The organism is Methylobacterium oryzae, assembly GCF_036441375.1.
GTDB lineage: Bacteria > Pseudomonadota > Alphaproteobacteria > Rhizobiales > Beijerinckiaceae > Methylobacterium > Methylobacterium oryzae_A.
The window spans coordinates 1,679,403-1,699,143 of record NZ_MLCA01000001.1 but is presented as its reverse complement, the minus strand read 5'-3'; the positions used below and the strand labels follow the sequence as shown (position 1 = coordinate 1,699,143).

Genomic DNA, 19,741 nt, shown 5'->3' with positions numbered 1-19,741 from the left:
TCGACCGCCGGGCCTCCGCGCTTCCGGACGCCCGATGCCCAAGTGTTACAGCTACATCCGGTTCTCGCGTCCCGAGCAGTTGCGCGGCGACAGCCTGCGGCGCCAGAGCGAGGCCGCCGACAAGTGGGCCGCCGAGCACGGCATGGTCATCGACGAGAGCATCCAGGATCTCGGCGTCAGCGCCTTCCGGGGCCTCAACCGGATCAAGGGCGCCCTCGGCAAGTTCCTCGACCTCGTTCGCAAGGGGCAGGTGGAGCAGGGCTCCTACCTGATCTTCGAGAGTTTGGACCGCTTCGGGCGCGACGAGATCCTCGACGTGGTGAGCGAGTTCACCAAGGTGCTCACGGCGGGCATCACCATCGTCACGCTGGTCGACCGGCGGATCTATTCGCGGGAGACCATCAACAAGGAGCCGGGCTCCTTGTTCGGCGCCATCATGGTGATGATGCGGGCGAACGACGAGAGCAAGACGAAGGCTAAGCGCGTCGGGGATGCCTGGGAGAAGAAGCGGAAGGACGCCTCCGGTGCGGTGCTGACCTCGCGGGTGCCGGGCTGGCTTCAGGTTGTAGAGAAGGACGGCAAGCGGCGGATCCAGTTCAGGAAGGACGGGTTGAAGGTCGTCCGGCAAATCTTCTCGGACACCATCGCGGGCTACGGGAAGCTGAAGGTCGCCCAGCGGCTCGAACAGGCCGACTTCAAGCCCTTCGAGGACGGCAAGGCCTGGCACGCGTCCTACGTCCAGAAGGTCCTGCGCAACCGCGCGGTGCTCGGTGAGATGCAGCCCTACAAGCGAGACGACGAGGGGCGCCGGGTGCCGGCGGGTCCTCCGATCAAGGATTACTACCCCGCCGCCGTCACCGAGGCCGACTTCGTGCTGGCCTCGGCCGCGGCGTCGTCGCGGGACAAGTCCGGCGGGCCGCGAGAGGCTGCGGGCGAGGCGAACCTCCTGCGCAACCTCGCCCGCTGCACGTGCGGGGGCCGGATGAAGCGCGAGAACAAGGGCGGGCAGAGCTCCGCGTGGCTGGTCTGCGCCGAGGCGTCCCGGGGCGATTGCACGAACACCCGACGTTGGCGCCTGGACCTCGCTGAGGAGAAGCTGCTCGGTTGCTCCGCCCGCATTGACTTCCGCAAGCTCCTGGCCGCCGGGGGCGAGCCGGTCGAGGCGACGCCGACGGTCGCCGACTACGAGGCCAAGGTCGCGGAGGTCGGCAAGCGCCTCGCCGCCATCATGGCGGCGGTCGAGAGGGGTGTGACCGCTTATGCGGACCGCGCCGTCGAGTTGCAGAAGGAGTCCGACGAAGCGGAGGCCGAGCTTGCCCGGGTCAGGCGGCTGGGTGCCCTCGGCGCGACCCAGCCGTCCCCGGAGCAGAGGCGGCGCACCCTGGCGGAGTTGAAGGCCAAGCTGGAGGGAGCCACCGACGCGGAGCGGGCCGACCTGCGCGTCCGGCTTGCCCAGGAGGTGCGGGCGGCTTTCAAGCAGGTCACCTTCGGGTTGGACCGGATCACGGCGACCTACAAGGGGGTGGTTCCGTACGCGGGCCTGAAGCCGCGCGACATAACCGTCCTGGTCCACACCGAGAACCCGGACGAGATCATCGAATTCCAGATGGCCGCGCTAGAGATGGACGAGGTCAACCGGCGTAGCGGGTCGGTCGCCGAGTTCGCCCGGCGACAGCGGGCTCGGTGGGGTGGCTTGGAGAACCCGGAGCCGAAGGTCGACCTCCTCGACGACGTGCCGGGCCCGATGCCGGCGGTATGACGGGCCGGCGGTCCCCGGACGGGTGGCGCGTTGCGACCCGTCGAGCTCAGCGTCAGCGAGGGGATGGGATGTCCGCCGTCGGGTCGCGGTCGGCCAGGACGATCCACCCGCTCGACCTGGGCTCGAAGCGGGTCGAGGACCGCACCGCCAGCGCGACGATGTCCGCATCGACCTCGATGCCGGCGAGCTCCGGGTCGTCGGCGATGGCCTCCGCCAGGGCGGCCGGCCGCAGCGTGGCTGCATCCTGCGGTTGGCCTTCGAGGAAGCGGATGCAGGCGCGCTCGACCTTACCCACCGCGGGGTCGTCCGCATCCCAGCGGCGGCGGCGCTCCCACGTTCCGTCCGGAAGGTGCCTCGCCTCGCCACCGAGGATGCCTCGTATCGTTTTGGCCGACGCGTCCGGGGCGTAGGTCCGGACGGCCTCGATCAACTCGCCCGTCGCCAGCGGCCCTGCAACGTGCCCGGCGACGTCACGGACCATGGCGGAGGTCGAGATCCTGCCTTTCAGGTGCAGGAGCCAGTCGACGCCGGGCTCGGATGGCCAGCCGATCTCGCGCAGCAGGAAGCGCTCGTAGCCCTCGGCTCCTTCCGGCAGGCCCGCACGCAGCCTCTCCCGGAACTGCTCCGGCCTCGTTGCCAGGTCCGACGCCAGCACGAGCTTCCTCGCATCCCGGCACACGGTGAGCCAGTCACCCGTCCTCAGCGGTCCCACGACCGGGCCCATCGAGGTCTCGACGAGGTGGACCCGGGCCTTGGCCCCGAACCAGGCGATGGCCGTGAGGCGCTCCGGGTCCAGGCCGCTGAGCCAAGGCGTGGACGCTATCTCCTCCCCGGTGACGGGGAGGAGCCGGCTCAGCCTTTTCCCGAGCCGGCTCGGCCACCCGTCGCGTTTGTCGAGCAAGGCGACCGATGATTCGACGATCTGGAAGAGCCTGGAGCGGTTGACGTCGAAGTCCGCGAGCATCTCGGGAACGGTCTCGGGCCGACCCCTGAGCCCCAACTTTCGCGTGAGGATCCCCCGGGATCTCGGGTCGAGGTGCCCGAGCGAGGACGTGATGGTTTCGAGGAGCGGGGTCGACGCGAATGCCTCGGCCCTGGCGGCCCGGTGGACGGCCTCGGCTTCGACCGTGGCAGCCTTCCGGGCAACTCTCGCCTTGTCCCGTGCGGCCTGCTCGGCGGCTCTCGCCTCGGCTGCTGCCGCCTCGGCATCCATGGCGGACCGCTTCGCTTGGCGCTCGGTGAAAGCCTTAGCCTGGGCCCGGAAGGTGTCGAGCAGCTTACGGCTCCCGCCGAGGAAGAGAAGGATGTCGGCTTCCGTCATGCCGGCGAGGTCCGCGCCGAGGCGGACGTCGAGGCGGACGAGGGCGGTCCTGAGGCGACGGTCACCTGTCAGGCTCGTCACCTCGACATCGCGAATAGCGTCCGTCACGTCTTGCGGCAGGACCGGGAGGTCCGACGACCCGAGGTCCGGCGCGCTTGGCTCGACGACCGGCAGGGGCTTGTTCGACCACCGGCGGATGGCGTGCAAGTGCGCGAACTGCCCGCCCATGGGCGCGGTGACGAACCCGCCATTCGTCTGATGCGCCGCCTCCGTAATAAGCACGGGGTTTTGGGTGAACGCCCGCTTGTCGGGGAACGAGGGTTGCCCCTCGGACTCCTGGGAGACGAGCCCGAAGCCGTTCCGCTCATCGCGTCGGGTCCAGGCATCCCAGACGACGGCCGGGTCTCGGTCCGTGGTGGTGGAGCGGACCTCCCCGGCGCGGGACCAAATCGTTAGGCGGAATCTCATCCCCCGATGCTGCTGGCGGGGGATGAAATCGACAAAGCTTGGGGCGGACTAAAAGTCCCTAGACTGAGGAAGTACCAGATGCTTATCCGGCTGGCCGGGGCTCCAGCTACCTCTTACGCGTTAGGAAATCGCGAATGGGTGGAAGCGGTTGAGCCGGTCCAAGCCGGATATGCGAAGTCGTCAAACCAAGGGTGTAATTGGGGTTGTCGTCTCACCATACGACAACGAGGATCACACCCCGCAGAGGACGACTTGCGTTGATGAGCTCAGGCTTGCCCCTGAGCCAGACAACAGATGCCACCGGTCTTGTCGCTGAATGGCAAGCAGGTCATCGGCCTGGCGTGGCGACTTCGATGTTGCAGGTACGCCGAACACGGATATGTCGTGACGGTCCGTTGGTGTGTCCGGTGCTTCGGCACACCATGTCCTATGCATCAGGGGGTAGGCGGGATCAGCCTGTTCCCGGCCCGCCAGCCGGCTTTTTCAGCGCCCCGGACCATCGCTTTCCGCGTGCATGCCCTCCGGGAGGTAACCCAGCAGGTGGCGGACATCCTCATCGGGAAACCCGCGTTGGACCATGTACCTTGCCGTCAGCAGGTCATCGACGGGGCGGGTCGGGCGCCCGTCGGCGTCGAAACGCGCGGACCTGTCCAGCCTCGGTGCCGGGGCCGGACGATGCTGGCGCGGCTCGACGGTTGCCAACGTGAAAGCGGAGACTTCGGGTCCTAGATCCCTAGCCATTCCTCAAGCCTCTGCCTTTCCGACGGTCCGGGCCTACCCTCAGAGATGTCCAAGCCGCCGACCCAGTTCAAGCCTACCAGCAATTCCTTGCCAAGGCGAACGGCTGTGGGGTTGGCAGGATCGCGCGCCGCTCGCGGGGAGACGACGTCGTCCAACTGTGCGACCAGCCGGATATCGCCGGGCTGCAGCGCGCCGGACCCGGGATATAGTATTCTCTGAAGGATGCCTCGGGAGCGCTGCGAGATCTCGCCTTGCACCATCCCCAGTCGTTTCCGGATTTCCCCGAGGAGCGTCCGCCAGGCGATCTCGGTCGGGATGAAACCGGCCTCGGCCCATAGATAACTGCCCACATTCTCGGTGGTGATGTCCAACCTGGTCACCTTGAGCCTGTCGGCGGTCGCCAGCAGGCTTGCCGCCATCTTCTTGCCGAGGCCCAGGCCACGCTGCTTGGTTCCCACGTCATCCCACAGGATGCGGTCCATCCGGAGTTCGAGCGCGACACCGGCATGCCAGACCGAACCCGCCCTTCCGTCGGCTTCCGCTGCAAGTTCGAAGCTGTCTCTCGAAGGCTCGACGGACCGGTATTCGAAGCCGGGCTCGCCGGGCATTCCCGCGAACAAGGCTTGGGCCATGGCAAGTGGATGGAGGTCGAGGTCGTCCGGGGCGACGAACCTGGCGTGCCACCACTCTGCGTCCTCGACCGTGAGCGGCCGTGCGAAGGTCAGCCGGTTTCCATCCTCGTAGAGCCTGGGCCATCCCTCCGGCCCCTGGGGGATCTCTCCCGGCGGTCCATAGGCCATGCTTCCTCCGCCGACGCCCGCCGTGCACGACGGTCGTCATACCCTCGCAAACGGCGGCGTCCAGAGTCATTGGGCTCGATCTGCGCCCGACGGGCCGGCGCGACAGGTCGGAGGGCGGCCACGGGATGGGCCCGGACGAGCCGCATCTCCCATGTCGCCGACCACTTCCCCTCGGCGTCAGGGTGGGTGAGCCCGGAGCCGGTCGGGCGGGATGCGATGCCTCGGGGCTGGCCGCCGCCACGCCCTCGTCCCGGTAAGGACCCGGGCGGGCGTGGGCTTGTGTCGGGGAGCGGCCGCGGCTTTTCCAGGTCAGGATCGCGCCGCGCTCGGTTCGCGTGTCGCCTCGGCGAACAGCACCGCGTAGCGGTCGGGTTCAAGCGTGATCAGGGTGAGCGCGATGTCGCGCCAGTAGCCGAGCGTCTTCAGCTTTTCGAGGCGGTAGCGGACAAGGTAAAAGGGTCCGTAACGGTTCGGAAGGCTGCGCGAGGGCGCACCGGTGGACCATAGGAAGATCTTGGCTTCGATCAGGAGCTTCAAGCTCCAGGGCCCCAACCTCTTGTCGCCCTTGAGCACGTTTTCGGGGACGAGGGCTCGCACGGCTTGCCACTCGTGGTCTCGCAAGGCGAACTCGCCGCGTTCCATCCTCGCGAGGTCGATCCCGACCCTGTCTGTGAGGTCGTAGCGCGTGCCCTTGCGGCGGTACTCCGCCCGCAGGATCATCTTGTCCGACACTTCCCGCGGCACATGGTCGATTCCTTCGAGCAGGGGCATGATGGTCAGGTGGATTTCGCTGGTGAACTCGGCGAAGCCCGTACGGCGAACCACCACGCGCTCGATTAGCCCCCGGAACGCGGCTGCCACCCTTTGACCGGCCTCGTCGGTGGCGCGGAACGGGAGGACCGTCTCCATGCCAGCGACCGCCTCGCGCAGCATGGTCATCCGTTCGTGGTCGAGGCCGATGGGACGCGGTTGCGAAGGCAGTGATTGCAGTTGGCGTTGCACCCGATCCACCTGCTTGTTCAGCTCCCCTTGCTTCCAGTCGAGGTACGTAGCGTTGAACCCCGGGGTCTTACGCTTGTCCCAGACTTCGTCGAGTTCGGCGAACAGACGCACGAGTTCGCTTTCAAGGTCTGACCGCTGCTTGGTGTGGTCCCGACGCGCGGCTTCGCGCGTCTCGTTGTAGGCCGCGACGTAGGCCTCGGTGCAACGGGGGTCGAGGACCTTCTCGGCCAACTGCCGGATGACGACGCCTTCGAGTTCGTCGACCCTGACGTAGTCAGGGTTCTGGCAGGTGCCCTTCGAGAAGCGGTTGCCGCACCGGAAGGTGAAGAAGCGCTTCATCGGGCCGATCACCATGTTGCCGCCGCAGTCCGGGCACTTGACCTTGCCGGACAGGAGGTACTTCCCGCCTCGCGGACGACCGGGCGACCGCTTGATGTCGCCTGGTCGCCTCGCGGCATCCCTAATGGCCTGGGCGGCCTCCCACACATCCTGCTCGACGATGCGCAGGTGCGGCACGGGCGTGAGGATCCATTCCTCGCGCGGCCGCATCCTGACCGAGTAGCCGCCGTCCTTGTTCTTCTGCAGCGTCTTCCGATTGAAGGCGAGGACGCCGTAGTAGAGCGGATTGGCAAGCAGGTCGGCGATACCCGTGTTCGTCCATGTCCTGTCGACCACGGGTCGACTGTTCAGTGAGTGCGCGATTTGCATGGGGTCCAAGCCGTCGAGCCGCATCTGGTAGATGAGCTTGATGGTCTCGGACTGGTCCTTGACGATGGTCCGGTGCCCGGGTTGGCCCGGCACCTTCGCGTAGCCGTAGCACATGTGCGGGACGAGCCCCTTCCGGGCCATCTGCAGCTTGGCGTACGAGGTCCGCTCCACCAGCACCCGCCGGCCCTCGTCGCCCATCAGCCCCTGGAAGGCGATGTCGGTCAGGCCGAGCTTTCCGCGGCCGGGTTGGTGGATCTCGATGCCGAGGGACTCCAACTCCTTGAACACGACGCTCAGGATCGCGAGGTTACGGGCGAGGCGGTCGACGTTCTCGATGACGAGGACACCGAATTCACCCTTCCGGGCGCCTTCGAGCATGGCATCGAGATCGACGCGGCCGTCGTAGGAATTGCCGGATTGAGCCCGGTCCGCATAGATCTTGAGCATCGTTCGGCCGGTGCGCTGGATGTACTCCGCGCAGATCTCGGCTTGCCGCTCGACGCTCGTCTCCGTCTGCTTGTCGGTCGAGTAGCGGGCGTAGATCACCGCGATGTCGTTCGGGACTGCGCGCAGCGTGCCGCGGCCCCGGAAATGGGTCATCCAGGTTTCGGGCAGGGTGGCGGCGTCGCGTTCCGCTGCGGCTACGTTCTGATGGCTGGTCATGGGCGGTACTCCACTGGCGCCGCGGCATCCCGTTGCAGGGGACGGCTTCGCAGGCGGGCCCAGGCGGGCCACGAAGGGGGCGGGGCTGGTGACCGGGTCGGCGTCGCGGCTGTTGCGCGGCTGATCACCGACCGGGCCGAGGAAGGCTCAGGCCGCGGCGGCCTGGCCGGTCGTCCTCGGGTAGGACCCGCCGGATATTCGCAGAGCGTGGGTAAGGAGGGTTCGCATGGCTGAACCTTGCCTGTGCCGGGGGCGCACGCCCCCGGTGGGGGCGGCGACGATTGCGGGCGTCGCGTCGTTGGAGGGGGCGGTCATCGACGACCCACTGGACCGCCGGCGTCGTGGAAGCTCGCCTGCACGGTCAGCCAGGTCTCGTGGTCGACGATGCGCAGGCGCTCGACCTGGGTGACCACCCATGTCTCCGGTCGGGTTGGCGCCGGGACCCTCATCCCGGTGCCCGGGTGGCTGACCACGGCGGTCCGGCCGTGGACCAGGATGCCGTCGTAGAGCGGGTTCCGGAGCATCCGGGCGATGCCGCCGCCCTTCCACTGCCGAAGCGTCGGGTTCGCCCGGTTCAGCGCGGCGGCGATGTTCGCGCATCCCATGCCCTCGGCCCGCATGCGGAAGGCTTCCCGCACGACGTCCGCTTGTCTGCGGATGACGGAAGGCCTGCCGGGCCGCCCGGCGACCGTCCTGTAGCCGTAACAGGTCCGGCCGGGAATACGGCCTTCCCGGGCGCTGTCGCGCAGGCCGTGCCGGGTCCGCTCGCGCATCATCCGGCGTTCCTCCTCCGCCATGAAGCCGCGGACGACGAAGTCGGTGATGCCGAGCCTACCTCGACCGGGCTGATGGACCTCGACGCCTAGGGCGGACAGGCGGGCGAAAAGGTCTTCAAGGTGCGTGAGGTCCCGGCAGAGCCGGTCGAGGTCAGCAACGACGAGGGTGCCGAACTCCCTGCGTGCCGCGGCTTCCATGAGCCGGGCCAGGGCGGGTCGACCGGCGACGGCCGAGCCCGTGGCAGGCTGGTCGATGAGGGCCGCCAGGAGGGTCATGCCCTTGGAGGCGACGTAATCCTGGCAGGCCGTGACCTGCCTCTCGACACTCACGGCATCGGCACCCCGGGCGTAGATGACCGCGGGCTTCTTTGGCGTCGAGGGCCGGACCGTATCAACGGCGGACCGGTCGATGTCCTCGACGATGAGGACGCCGAGGTCGCCGCGGGCCTGGGCGGGGAACTGGTTCAGCGGGAAGGTCGTCATGGGCGGAACTCCGGTGACGCCGCGGCATCCCGACTCTCGGGAAGGCTTCGCGGACGGGCCCTTCGCGGGGCCAGGGGACGAGGAGGGGTCGGGACCGGACCGGGAGGGCCGGTTCCTCGGCGGGCTCTGCGCGCGCCGGTATTCGACGGGAGTCGGGGGGTATTCGCATCGGGGTACTCCGTGGGTCGGTGGTCGCCGCCGGGGGGCTAGCGGCGGAAGGAGGAGCCGAGGTCGGCCATCGGGGCCGACGCGTAGGCCATGAAGCCCGGCAGGAAGCCGACCGGGGGGCGCAGGCCGTAGAGGTCGATCACGCGGGGCTTGGCCGGTCCGGTCGGCCACGCGCGCAGGTCGGCATCGTCTTCCCGGTCGGGGCTGGCGGCGCGCTCGACGGCCATGTCGAGGAGCGCTTGGTAGCGGCCGAGCGCCCGGGCGACGGCGAGCACGCGCCGGTCCGGCTGCTGGGCGGCCGCGTCACGGCCGAGGTCGGCGTCGCGTGTGTCGATGTTTCGTGTCGTCATCGTAGGGGTCCTTCTCTGGAGGGAGGCCCCGTCGCGTTCGGCCGCGGCGGGGCTTGGGTGCGGGGCCGGCGTATCCGGCCCGGTATGTTCGGCGTGTCGGGCATCGCGGGGCTCATCATCGGCCGGGCGGGTCAGGCCGCCGGTCGCAGCGGCGCGGGTCGGGACGTCGTGGCGTGATCGTGCGGGGTGGGCGATCCGACCCCGGCCAGCATCCGGAGCATCTCGGCGTGGATCACCTTGGCGACCATGAGCGCGAGGTCGGCCTCGGGGCACCCGGTCGTGCCCTCGTAGGCGAGGTGCCCGACGCGGAAGCGCACCGCGTAATCGCGCTCGCCGGGGCGCTTGAGCACCCGGAACGGCCACCCCCGCGGCGCGATGTCGGTGACGCCGCCATCGTCGCGGTGGGTCGTCGGTGCGAGGCCGTAGCCGGCTTGGAACGTGTCGTGGGCGATGTCGGTCATGGCGTGGGTCCTTTCCGGTGGGATGAGGGCGCGTTCGGAGACCTGGGCGCGGCGGTGCCGCGACCGGTGTTCGGGTCTCGTGGAGCGTTGGGTGAAGGTGACGGCTTCAGCCGTCCCGGACGTGCGGGTCGTCCATGCCCGGGTCCGCGACGTCGAAGTCGAAGGTGCACCCCGGGGGTTGCGGGTCACGCCGCTGCCGCTCGAAGGGCGGGCCGAGGATGTCCAGGAGGGTGAGGACCGCGGCGGCAGTCTCGGGCCTGGCCGCCGAGCAGGGCTCGATACGGCCTTCGGCGACCTCGGCCTCGATGGTCGCGCGCACCGCACGGGCCTCGTCGAGGTCGTATGTGCCCGTCGACACGTCGAGCCGGACCTCGCCCAGGCGGAAGCCGAGGCGCCAGGGCTCTTCCCCGACGCGGCAGGTGAGCATGACGACCGGCTTGGCCGCGGCCGGGTGGAGGATGCCCGCACACTCGGTGCGGCCCTCCGTGCGCCTCACCCATGAGCTGGCATCGGCGGGCGGGGCGGCACGATAGTCGCGCAGGGCCCGCTTGGCGGAGGCGGCGACGAGCGCTTCGAGTACGGTGGCGGTCGGGGTCTTGAGGGGACGGGCGGCGAAGGGGTCAGGTCGGGGTTCGTTCGTCACGGTGGGCTCCATCGGTGGGCGGACCCGTCGCCGGCAGGCGAGCGGAGAGGAGGGCTTCGGGGGCCGGTATGGCGGCCGGGGTGCGTATGGGGCGCAGGACAGGCATGGGGGTCGGTTCCACGGCGTGAGGGGGGAGCCGTCCGCGACTCGGGTGCGCCGGGGACGGATGGCTTCGGGCAGGCTCGCCAGGGGCGGGCCGGCGTCAGGGGGATGGTATGTGCGCCGGCATGGTGTCCTCCTCGTCCGGTCGGTGACCGGCTGCGTGGCCGAAGGGGCCGCATCGATGGAGGCTATCGTCGGCCGGGTCGCCCGGCCGCAGGTCCGCAACGACCTCAGGCTATCGGGGCTATCCGACGATGGGCCTGCTCGAAGGCGGCCTGGTGTTGCGTTATGCAGGGCATGCCTATTGTGTATCCGAGCTAGAGCGCGGGATCCATCGTTGTTTTTGCTGTGCTTCGCGGTGCTGTATAGGATGGTTAACGCCACCGTAAACACAAAGAAATACATCCAATTGCGTAGAATTTGAGTGAAGTACGAGACGGCCGGTTCATGGGCGCTTCTCAGTCCCGGCCCTCACGGGGGAGCGCAGGGCCAGCCGGCGGGAAGGGGACGACATTCCCCTCCGCCTTGCGCTGGTGCCGCCGCTCCAGGGCGACCTCCATGCCCTCCTCGATCTCGACCATGATCGCGCCGAGGAGATCGAGGTAGGTCGCCGGGTCCAGGGTCCTGCGCAGGTGGAGGAGGCCGGTCACGACCTCGGCCACACCGGCGTCGAGGCGGCGCTCATCCATGGGCGCCTCCCACCGCGACGAGGCGGGCGTCCTCCGGCATGGCCGTGGGCTCCGGCTCCCCGAGGATGGCGCGCACCTCTGCCCCGGACAGGATGCGGGACCGGAGCAGGCGCAGGGCCACGGCCTCGATGCGTGAAGCATTCTCGGCAACGAAGACGGACGCGACCTCGAACAGGTTCTGGAGGTCGGCCTCGACCACGTCCTTGAAGGCGGGGTCACGGTCGATCAGCGCCGACACGTCCGAAGGCGCGCCCCTGTACGTCAGTGTCTCGCCGAGCCCGAAGCTGCCGTGCTTGCTCGCGACAAGGCCGGTCGCGATGGCGAGGTCGCTGCCGGGCGCGCCGGCCGCACCGGAAGTGGCATGGCCCCAGCGGACGTCGGCGGCCCTACCGGCGAGGATGGAGACAATAAAAGCGTCCATCTCGCCCGCCGTGAGGGACTCCGCCGACTTCAGCCGCGAGTTCGTCCGCCCCGAGAAGCGTCCGCGCCCGACGATGGACACGCTCTCGACGGTCCCCGCCCCGAGCCGGGTCACCGCAACGCTGTGCGCCGCCTCGTGGGTTGCGATGGCCTTGAGCATGGCCGGGGAACGGGTCTCCGGCGGGGCGACCTGCGCGACGATGTCGGCGAGTTCCACCGGCCGGCGCTCCGCCCAGGCCCTCTCGCGGGCACCCTTGGCCCAGGAGGCGACCTCGGCGCCGGTGGCCCCGAGCCCGACCATGGCGAGCGGCATCAGGTCGGCATCGGGCGCATCGTCCCCGAGATGCTGCTTGAGGATGCCGGAGATGGACGCCGCGTCCAGCGGCGGGATGTGCAGGACGCGGTTGAGGCGCCCAGGCCGCGTCAAGGCATCGTCGAGCCGCTCGGCAAAGTTCGTCGCGCCGACGACGATGAGCGATGAAGTGTCGCCGGAAACCGCTGAGTCCAGGCGGGTGAGCACGTGCGACACCAAGGTGATCCAGTATTCGGCGTGCGCGTTCCTGCCTGAGATAGTATTCCTATTAGGAATTGCGTCGATCTCGTCGATGAACAGCACGCAGGGGCTCATGGCAACGGCCTGGGCGATGGTGGCGTCGATGGCCTTGATCACTTGGTCCAAGTATCCGCCGGACGAGAACCATGCGGACACCGAGGTCGCCACGATGGGCATCTTGAGCGTGGCTGCAAGACTCCTGGCGTAGGTAGACTTTCCGCATCCCGGCGGACCTGAAATTACAAAAGATCGCTCAGGGATGCTTTGCCATTCCCTCTCGTTCCGACGCCACTCCGAGATCGCGTCCGCCAGGCGCAGGCCCCACGCGGCCGCCTCGCCGTAGCCGTGGGTCTCGGAGAGCGGCGGCACGTCAGCGAGCAGGGTGTCTCCGCGCAGCCTTGACCGGGAGGCGGCGGCGAGGCGGCGCACGCAGTCCCCGGGTCGGCTGCCGCGCCGGATGCAGGCGGCGATCTCGTCGAACGAGAGGCCGCGCGCGACGTCGTGCGGCACGCGGTGCGGGCGCCGGCCGGTCGTGAGGAAGATGGCGCTGCGCAGGGCCCGGGGACTGGGCGGGCGGAGTTCGACCCGGATGTCCGCGACGGCGACGAGGGAGGCCGGCAGGTACTGGTCCGGGGCTTGGGAGACTCCGAGGGCGTTCTGCCCGGCGGAGAGGACCTGGGAGGCCTCGTCCGACAAGTTGGTCGCCTTGTCGGTGAGCTTGCTCGCGCCGGTGCGCCGATAGGTGACGCCCCAACGCGCCACGCGGTTGAGGGCCTGGGAGACGGGGTCGACGTATTCGGGGCCGGGGACGGCGACCACCATCGCGGTGCCGCTATGAGAGGCGATGCGGTCGAGGTGGCGCCGGGGCACCGCGTCCTGGACCATCGCGACGGCGAGGATCAACCTCACGCTGGCGGTAGCCATTTCCTCGCGGGGGTCGGTCCCTTGCCCGAGGAAGTCTTCGAGCGACCCGGGCTCCGGCGCGGATGCGGGGGCGATGGACCTGAGGGTCTGCTGCGGGGTGTCGGCGCTCATCTTGGCGGTCGACTTGCGGGTGGTCTTCGAGGGGTTCTTCACGGCTGCCTCCGTATCGAGGCAGCCGCGCGCACTCGGGCGCCGGTCAGGCCTCGCTGGGATTTCGGGACGGGGTAGGGATGCGGGCGACCGGTTTCCGGTCGGCCGGGCGCGGTATGAGGCGCAGGTGCATGGGGCTCTCCTGGCAGGACGTGCGGCTAGGGCTCGATGCTTTGGTCGAGAGGCTCGCCCGTCGTGCGGCGGGTCCAGGGCGTGGCGTGGAGGTCCGTCGGCCTGCGGCCGGTGCGGTCCTCGTAGGCGCGGGCGAGCCGTTCCGCCTCGGTCAGCGCGGAGGCGCCGAGCGCGACGAGCAGGGCGCGCAGGCTGCGCTCGTAGGCGTGCTCGCCGAGCTCGGTCCTGAGGTGGAAAATGCGCGAGAACAGGAGTCCGAGCAGGTTGTCGGACGGTGTCGCGTGTGTGGGGTCGGGGATCATGGCGGCCTCCGGTCCGAGGCAGCCGGGCTCGTTCGAGCCGCCGGTCAGGCCTCGGTGGTGCGGGTCAGGGAACGCGTGAAGTCGCGGTTGCCTGAATGCCGTATGAGATGACGGGCGAAGGTCATGGCCGCTTGACGAGCGAGGTTTCGGGGCCGCGCGGGGCGGGAGTTCTTGGGGTCACCGCGAGAACTCTTGGCGAACATAACAACGCCGGGCGTCCGATCAACCAGCTCGGTAAAATCCCTGGGCCATTGGTGACGGATTCCCGGTGGATCCCGGGGATGGCCCCGGCCAGGCTTCCGGGAGGGTGCCCGTGCGACTCGGCGGGGTACGCGTAACCCGTAGCGCTACGCGTACCCGTTACGCTTTCCGGGAGGTTGTCGGCCGAGGGGGCTAGCCATGCCGGGCATGCCCAAGCGGAAGCGGCACGGGACGACGCGAGGGCTGCCTGTGACCGTGGTACGTCACGCGCCTCGGGCCGGTGCCCGGCGTTAGTCCTTCGGTGTCGTGTCCCTGGGTGCCCGGGCGGTGCGCGCCGTGAGTTCCGCATAGGCGTCGGCCGCCATGACCACGAGGCGGTCGCGACCGTGGAAGGTGATGAGGACCGCTTCCCGGAGCGCGGCTTCCTGCACCTCGCCAAGGCGACGCTGGAGGTCGCGCGAGGTGAACCGCCGCATGCGGTCGTCGTCGGCCTTCACCGTCGACGGCCCTGTGCGACCGTCGGTTCGGGCGGGATCAACTGGTCCAGGATCTCGCGCGACCCGCCCTGCCTCAGCCAGATCCGGCGCATAATCTCGCGGTACTCCGGACCGGAGGCACCGACCTGGCGCCACGGGTCCGAGGCCAGGGCGCCCCACCCATGCCTGGGATACATCGCCTTCCCTGACCCCGCCTCAGCCACTTTCGCCTCCCAGGTAAAGCTTCGTGATGCGGTCCGTGTCGGGGTCGCCGACGATGTACTCGCCCGACCAATCCCCGCCGAAATCCAGGAACAGGGCCTTCCCAAGCGGGACCTTCCGGGGCCTGCCGTCGGCGTCGAACAGCGACGGGCTGGGAACGGGGTTTTCCAGCGCGGCCAGGAAGTTCGCCGTGTCTTCGCGTCCGTTCGCGATGCGCCTCGCGAGCTCCCCGACCACCCCCGCGCCCAAACTATCTTCGAAGGAGTAGATCCCTGCGAGCAGGGTCCGCCGCAGGTCCTTCCAGGAGCCGAGGTCGGGCCTGAAGCCAATCCGGAGCCACGCGTAGCGACCGATGCGGCGCGCATCCAGCTTGATGCTGGAGACGCCGACAAGCTTACATGTCCCGACGAGATCGGCCATCAACTTGCGGCCCCGGCCCTCGCCGGCGTCGCCTTCCGGGATGAACATCTCGTCGGCGTTGAACACGGAGCCGGACAGGTTCAGCGTCCGCTCGACGAACCAGATCTCGCCGGCGTCCGCGAAGCGCCCCTCGACCCGGAGCGAGAACGCCTTCCCGACCCCGTCGATGAAGTCGTACCGGATGGACTTCTTGGTGACCACGCTGCGCGTGATGGCATCCCCCATGTCCTCCGGTGTCAATCCATGGGTGTCGTAGAACCGTTCAAGCCACCAGGTCCGGCCCGCGTCGTCGACGGGCTGAACGAACCTGATGCGGTTCCCGTCCTCGAACATGAGCCCGCGCAGACGGCCGTCGGTACTGTCGAAGCCTGCCATGAGGACCTTTTAGCACGGAAACATGAAGGCGTAAAATACATACTTTCAGGCCGGGCAGCGGTGGCGCGAAACCGGATGACGGGTGGCGCGTCGGCTCGACCTCGACGCGGAAACGCTGCGGATGCCGCTTGCAGGCGGGAACGAGAGCCCGGCCGCGCTCACGGAAGGCGTGACCGAGCGCGGCGGGGCGATGGACGTCTATCTCGCCGAATGTACCGACGACGAGCGGTCCCGCCGTGACCGGTATCGCCGGCCTATGCAGAGCCGGACGGTCGAGGCCGAAATCGGCGCCCTCGCGGTCCCGGGGCCGCGAGAGGTGTCCCCCGACGAGAGCGCGCTACCGAACTTATCCGATGGCGCTTCATCGATCTTATCATTTCGTGCTTCGCCCGGCCTATCATCCAGCCTTTCCCGGTGCCCGATGCCGACGTCTGGCAAGAGAAACCGCCGGCCGCCCCTGCCTCACATCGTTGGCGCGGTTCCCCCCAGGCCGGCATCGGGAAACGTCCGATGGTAGGCGTCGAACTGGCGCTTCCAGCCGGTCTCGCTCGTCATGGCCAAGGCATCGGCGGCATAGAGCAACCTGGTATCGACATCGTCCGGCTCCAGGTTTTCTTCCGCGAGTCCGCAAAGGCGTTGGAGCGCATTCCGGAGGATGCGGATCTGCGGCCCGAGCGTCGCGTCGCCCATTGCCGGCGGCGGTCCGCAAGCGTCGTCCAGGGCCTGGAAGCGCCGGCTGGCCTCCGCGGTGGGCCTGTCGGGGTCCAGCCCCGTCACGGCCCAGTGGGGATTGACCGACGCCCGTGCGATCCCGGCCTCCAGCGCGATGGCGGCATCCGCGGCGGCGTCGGCCGCGACGGCGACGTCCTCGCCAAGGTCCCAGGGGTCATGGGGACGCAAGCTTTCCCAGACCGCCTGGTGAAGGCGCAGCATGCCGAGGGAGGTGGCGGTGCATCCACGCAGGGGTTCCCTGACCTCGACCCCGGTCGACGGGGCTGTCAGGTTCGGCCTTCCGGGCGAGCCGACCTGGATGAAGGACGCGAGGCGGGCGGCCCCGTCGAAGTCGGCCACCGGATGGAGGCCGAGGCCTACGGTGCAAACCGTTTCAAGGCGTGCGAACCAGGCATCCGAAGGGACCAACGCCCCGGACGCGGGCAGCAGGTCCGGGAGGACGAGGCTGAGCCTGGGCGTGCCGGGCTTTGCATCCTTCAGGTCGTTGATCCGCCATGCAGGCAGGGGCGCCCGCTTGTGCAGGACGCCTCCGACCATGACGAGACCGGCGGCGATGTCATGCGCCACCCGCACCCGCGCTTCGCGGTCGTGGTCGACAACCACGCCGATGACGGGGTCGTGCGGCGAGCGCCCGTTGATCGGGCGCCAGCCCGGGAAAGGGTAGTCCGCCCAATCGACGATGGCGCGCCGCTCGTCCGGCCTGACGTTCCATCCGCTCGACCCGCGGGGCTGCGCGGCGGTCGGCCCGTCGGTGACGACCGGACGCCAATAGGATCCCTCGAAGTCGCGCCAGCGGAGGGAGCCGTCGGCACCCGGGCCGAAGCTCGCCTCCAGGGCGACCGGCGCGTCGGGCGCAGGGACGCGTCGGATGGCGAACGTCTCGGCGGCGAAGCGGACAGCCTTGACGGTCCCGCGGCGGCCGGGAAGCCGGATGCGGGCGCTGTAGGGCACCCAGATCTCGGTTTCGGCGTACTTGTGCATCTGGCCAGTCCCCTGTTCGGGGTCATGGTGCGCGCAAGCCTGGCAAGGCACAGCGGCCGATCTGAACACCCCGGGGCTCGGTGACGCCGTGTCTTCGACGCCCTGACAGACCGAATTCGCCGTGCATGTCGCCCTGAAATCGGGAACAAAGGCAGTACGTTTCGACTTGGTAAGCCTGGCCGTACTGGTTCGGGGGGACAGGTCTTGAAGCTCCTTTCGTTTCGCGTCCGCGACTTCCGCTCCATTCGGGATAGCGGAGAGGTCACCCTGGCGTTCTCGAAGGACGAGAAGGGGCGGGACCGCAGCGTCACGGCGCTGGTCGGGCGCAACGAGAGCGGCAAGTCGAACCTGCTGCTCGCGCTCGCGACGCTCAAGCCGCCCGGCGGCGTCAAGAAGCTGAAGATGATCAAGGATTTCCCGCGTGACCGACACGCGGGCGAGTGGAATCCGACCTTCGAGTTCCTCCAGACGAGCTGGGTCCTGGAGGAGGCTGAGCGGCGCGAACTCGCGGCGCTCTCGCCGGTGTTCGCGCGTGTCGCCCGTGCGGACGTCTCCAGGAGCTACGAGGGGCGCTACTTCATCGGCTTTGACGTGTTCAGGCCGACCTTCGACGTGGATGAGCACGCCAAGCGCATGCGCAAGCTTATGCCTCTGCTGAGGGCGCTGCCGAAGGGCATCGAGGACGACGAGGCCCGCACGGGGTTCGAGGCGGCCATCGCGAAGCTGGAGCTCGCCAGCCCGTCGCCGACGCCGGACGCGGCTTGGTGCACGAGGCTCCTCGTGAATTCCGACGACGTGCGGGTGGCCCTTGGCGCGGCTGGCAAGGCGCCCCCCGACGCCGTCGACGATCTGCTCGCGGCCACCGAGGCGGCCGGCGCGGCCGTCTCGGGCTACGAGGCCGCCGCTGCCAAGGCGCGGCAGTACATCGTAGGGCGCATTCCGAAGTTCATCTACGTGGCCGAGTTCCCGGAGTTGTCCGGGCACCAGGACATCGAGGAGCTCCTCTACGACGAGGATCACGACCCCAGCCATCCGGGGAAGTTGCGCGACGACCACAACGAGAGCGAGCTCAACTTCCTCAAGATGGCGAAGGTCGCCGGTTTCGACCCCGAGCGGCTGTACAAGCTCGGGGCCGGCGGACACGAGGAGCGCTCGCAGCTCCTGAACCGGGCGGGCGCCGTGATCTCGAACAAGCTGCGAGAGCGGTGGAAGGACCGGTCGCTCAAGGTCCGGTTCAACCTCGACGGCAACCACCTCGACACGCTCGTGTCAGACCCGAACACGTCGTACGACGTGGAGGTGAACCTCGACGAGCGCAGCCGCGGCCTGCGGTGGTTCTTCGCGTTCTACGTGACGTTCACAGCCGACACCCAGGGCGGCGACGCCGACGGCGCGATCCTGCTGCTCGACGAGCCAGGGCTGTTCCTCCACGCCATGTCGCAGGGCGACCTGCTGCGGCACCTCAAGAACGATTTCGCGAACCAGGTCGTCTATAGCACCCACTCGCCTTTCATGATTCCGCCCGACGACGTGGCCTCGGCCCGGACGGTGAACATCTCCCAGGACGAGGGGACGACCGTCAGCGACAGCCCGACCGGCGACGAGCGCACGCTGTTCCCCCTGCAGGCAGCCCTGGGCTGGACGCTCGCCCAGTCGCTGTTCGTCGGGCCCAACAACCTGCTCGTGGAGGGTGTGACGGACTTCTGGATCCTGTCGGCGGTCAACGGATGGATGAGGCAGGCCGGCACGAAGGGGACGCTGCCGAACGACCTGGCCCTGACGCCGGTCGGGGGCGCCGGCAAGATGGCCTACATGGCGGCCCTGCTGACCGGGCAGCGCCTGAACGTGTTCGCCCTGCTCGACGGCGACAAGGCCGGCCGCGACGCGCAGCAGGAACTCGTCCGCGGGAAGCTGCTGCCCCAGAAGTCGACCTTCTCCGTGACCGAGGCGTTCGACCCGGAACCGCCGGAGGCGGATATCGAGGACCTGCTCGATCCCAAGGTCTACGAGGACCTCGCACGCCGCGCTTACGCGAAGGAGCTTGCCAAGGTCACGCTGAAGCTGAACGACAATGTGCCCAGGATCGTGAAGCGCTTCGAGCTCGCGTTCCGGGAGAAGGGCCTCGACTTCGACAAGGGGCGGCCGGCCCGCCTGTTCATGACGGAGATGGCCTCGCGGCCCGCCGAGTTGGTCGACGCCGCGACCAAGGCCCGCTTCCAGCGGCTGTTCTCGCTGATCGTGAAGAGGATGGCGACCGCGGCGTCCGCCGCCGCCGCCTGACCCCGCGATGGTGAGTTCGCCCGTGCACACGCCCGTCGGCCCGGTGACGCATCCGTACGACAGGGTCGGGATCTCGGTTTCCGGCGCCTGGGGCGAGGCCCTGTCCCAGGACGTGCTGGCCGTGCTCAGGTCGGTGCGGGACTGCTGCCTCGCCGGCGTCGAGGCGCGGGAGCCGGACGCGCCCCGGGCCATCGCGGTCATCGGCATTCCCGAGCGCCCGAACCCGCAATGCCCGTCCCTCGTTCTTGCGGGACACGCGGCCCCCGTGATCCTGTGCGTCGACGGTCCCTACTGGGCGAGGCTCGCATACCAGTTCGGCCATGAGCTCGGGCACGTGGTCGCCAACAACTGGGGAGGGCGGGCGAACACGCTGCCACCCAGTCACTGGCTTGAGGAAGCCCTCGTCGAGGCCTTCGGGCTGGCCGGGATGCTCGCGATG

At 68.9% G+C, this 19,741-nt stretch carries 15 protein-coding genes; 2 read left to right on the top strand and 13 right to left on the bottom strand.

All coding sequences use genetic code 11. The annotated features are described in order from the left end of the window. Window positions 1–34: 34 nt before the first annotated feature. Complete coding sequence (locus tag MOTC310_RS08065) at window positions 35–1,759, top strand: recombinase family protein (protein ID WP_331301416.1); 1,725 nt, start codon at window positions 35–37, stop codon at window positions 1,757–1,759. Between the two features lie 52 nt (window positions 1,760–1,811). On the opposite strand, the gene MOTC310_RS08060 is transcribed toward MOTC310_RS08065, so the two are convergent. The 13 genes from MOTC310_RS08060 to MOTC310_RS08000 all read right to left on the bottom strand — a co-directional run bounded on the left by MOTC310_RS08060 (window position 1,812) and on the right by MOTC310_RS08000 (window position 17,022). Beyond that, window positions 1,812–3,080, bottom strand: coding sequence for a hypothetical protein (locus MOTC310_RS08060; RefSeq protein ID WP_331301415.1), 1,269 nt, complete (start codon window positions 3,078–3,080; stop codon window positions 1,812–1,814). A 1,193-nt stretch (window positions 3,081–4,273) separates the two neighbouring features. Continuing rightward, complete coding sequence (locus MOTC310_RS08055; RefSeq protein WP_331301414.1) at window positions 4,274–5,089, bottom strand: hypothetical protein; 816 nt, start codon at window positions 5,087–5,089, stop codon at window positions 4,274–4,276. Window positions 5,090–5,398: 309 nt separating this feature from the next. Next, window positions 5,399–7,462, bottom strand: a complete 2,064-nt coding sequence (locus MOTC310_RS08050) for a recombinase family protein (RefSeq protein WP_331301413.1) — start codon at window positions 7,460–7,462, stop codon at window positions 5,399–5,401. 311 nt (window positions 7,463–7,773) lie between these two features. Continuing rightward, a complete protein-coding gene (locus MOTC310_RS08045) occupies window positions 7,774–8,721 on the bottom strand; it encodes a recombinase family protein (RefSeq protein WP_331301412.1) in 948 nt (315 codons plus the stop codon). 206 nt (window positions 8,722–8,927) lie between these two features. Continuing rightward, on the bottom strand, window positions 8,928–9,239 hold the full coding sequence (locus MOTC310_RS08040) for a hypothetical protein (protein WP_331301411.1): 312 nt from the start codon (window positions 9,237–9,239) through the stop codon (window positions 8,928–8,930). 131 nt (window positions 9,240–9,370) lie between these two features. Beyond that, window positions 9,371–9,700, bottom strand: coding sequence for a hypothetical protein (locus MOTC310_RS08035; protein WP_331301410.1), 330 nt, complete (start codon window positions 9,698–9,700; stop codon window positions 9,371–9,373). A gap of 106 nt (window positions 9,701–9,806) precedes the next feature. Continuing rightward, entirely contained in the window at window positions 9,807–10,343 is a 537-nt protein-coding gene (locus MOTC310_RS08030; protein ID WP_331301409.1) for a hypothetical protein, read from the bottom strand. Between the two features lie 560 nt (window positions 10,344–10,903). Beyond that, on the bottom strand, window positions 10,904–11,134 hold the full coding sequence (locus MOTC310_RS08025; protein WP_331301408.1) for a hypothetical protein: 231 nt from the start codon (window positions 11,132–11,134) through the stop codon (window positions 10,904–10,906). After that, window positions 11,127–13,184 carry an AAA family ATPase gene (locus MOTC310_RS08020; protein ID WP_331301407.1) on the bottom strand — a complete coding sequence of 686 codons (2,058 nt, stop codon included), beginning with the start codon at window positions 13,182–13,184 and terminating at the stop codon, window positions 11,127–11,129. Before MOTC310_RS08020 ends, MOTC310_RS08025 begins: the two co-directional genes overlap by 8 nt. A gap of 155 nt (window positions 13,185–13,339) precedes the next feature. Continuing rightward, the gene (locus tag MOTC310_RS08015; RefSeq protein WP_331301406.1) at window positions 13,340–13,615 is read right to left on the bottom strand and encodes a hypothetical protein; all 276 of its coding nucleotides are present in this window, start codon (window positions 13,613–13,615) and stop codon (window positions 13,340–13,342) included. Between the two features lie 491 nt (window positions 13,616–14,106). Beyond that, window positions 14,107–14,292 (bottom strand): type II toxin-antitoxin system Phd/YefM family antitoxin, encoded by a 186-nt coding sequence (locus MOTC310_RS08010; protein ID WP_331301405.1) that lies wholly within the window; start codon window positions 14,290–14,292, stop codon window positions 14,107–14,109. 216 nt (window positions 14,293–14,508) lie between these two features. Beyond that, on the bottom strand, window positions 14,509–15,309 hold the full coding sequence (locus MOTC310_RS08005) for a hypothetical protein (RefSeq protein WP_331301404.1): 801 nt from the start codon (window positions 15,307–15,309) through the stop codon (window positions 14,509–14,511). Window positions 15,310–15,771: 462 nt separating this feature from the next. After that, on the bottom strand, window positions 15,772–17,022 hold the full coding sequence (locus tag MOTC310_RS08000; RefSeq protein WP_331301403.1) for a hypothetical protein: 1,251 nt from the start codon (window positions 17,020–17,022) through the stop codon (window positions 15,772–15,774). Window positions 17,023–17,226: 204 nt separating this feature from the next. Here MOTC310_RS08000 and MOTC310_RS07995 point away from each other — a divergent pair, with 204 nt between their 5' ends. Next, window positions 17,227–19,302: an AAA family ATPase gene (locus MOTC310_RS07995; protein ID WP_331301402.1), complete on the top strand. Its 2,076-nt coding sequence runs from the start codon at window positions 17,227–17,229 to the stop codon at window positions 19,300–19,302. The last annotated feature ends 439 nt before the right edge of the window (window positions 19,303–19,741 follow it).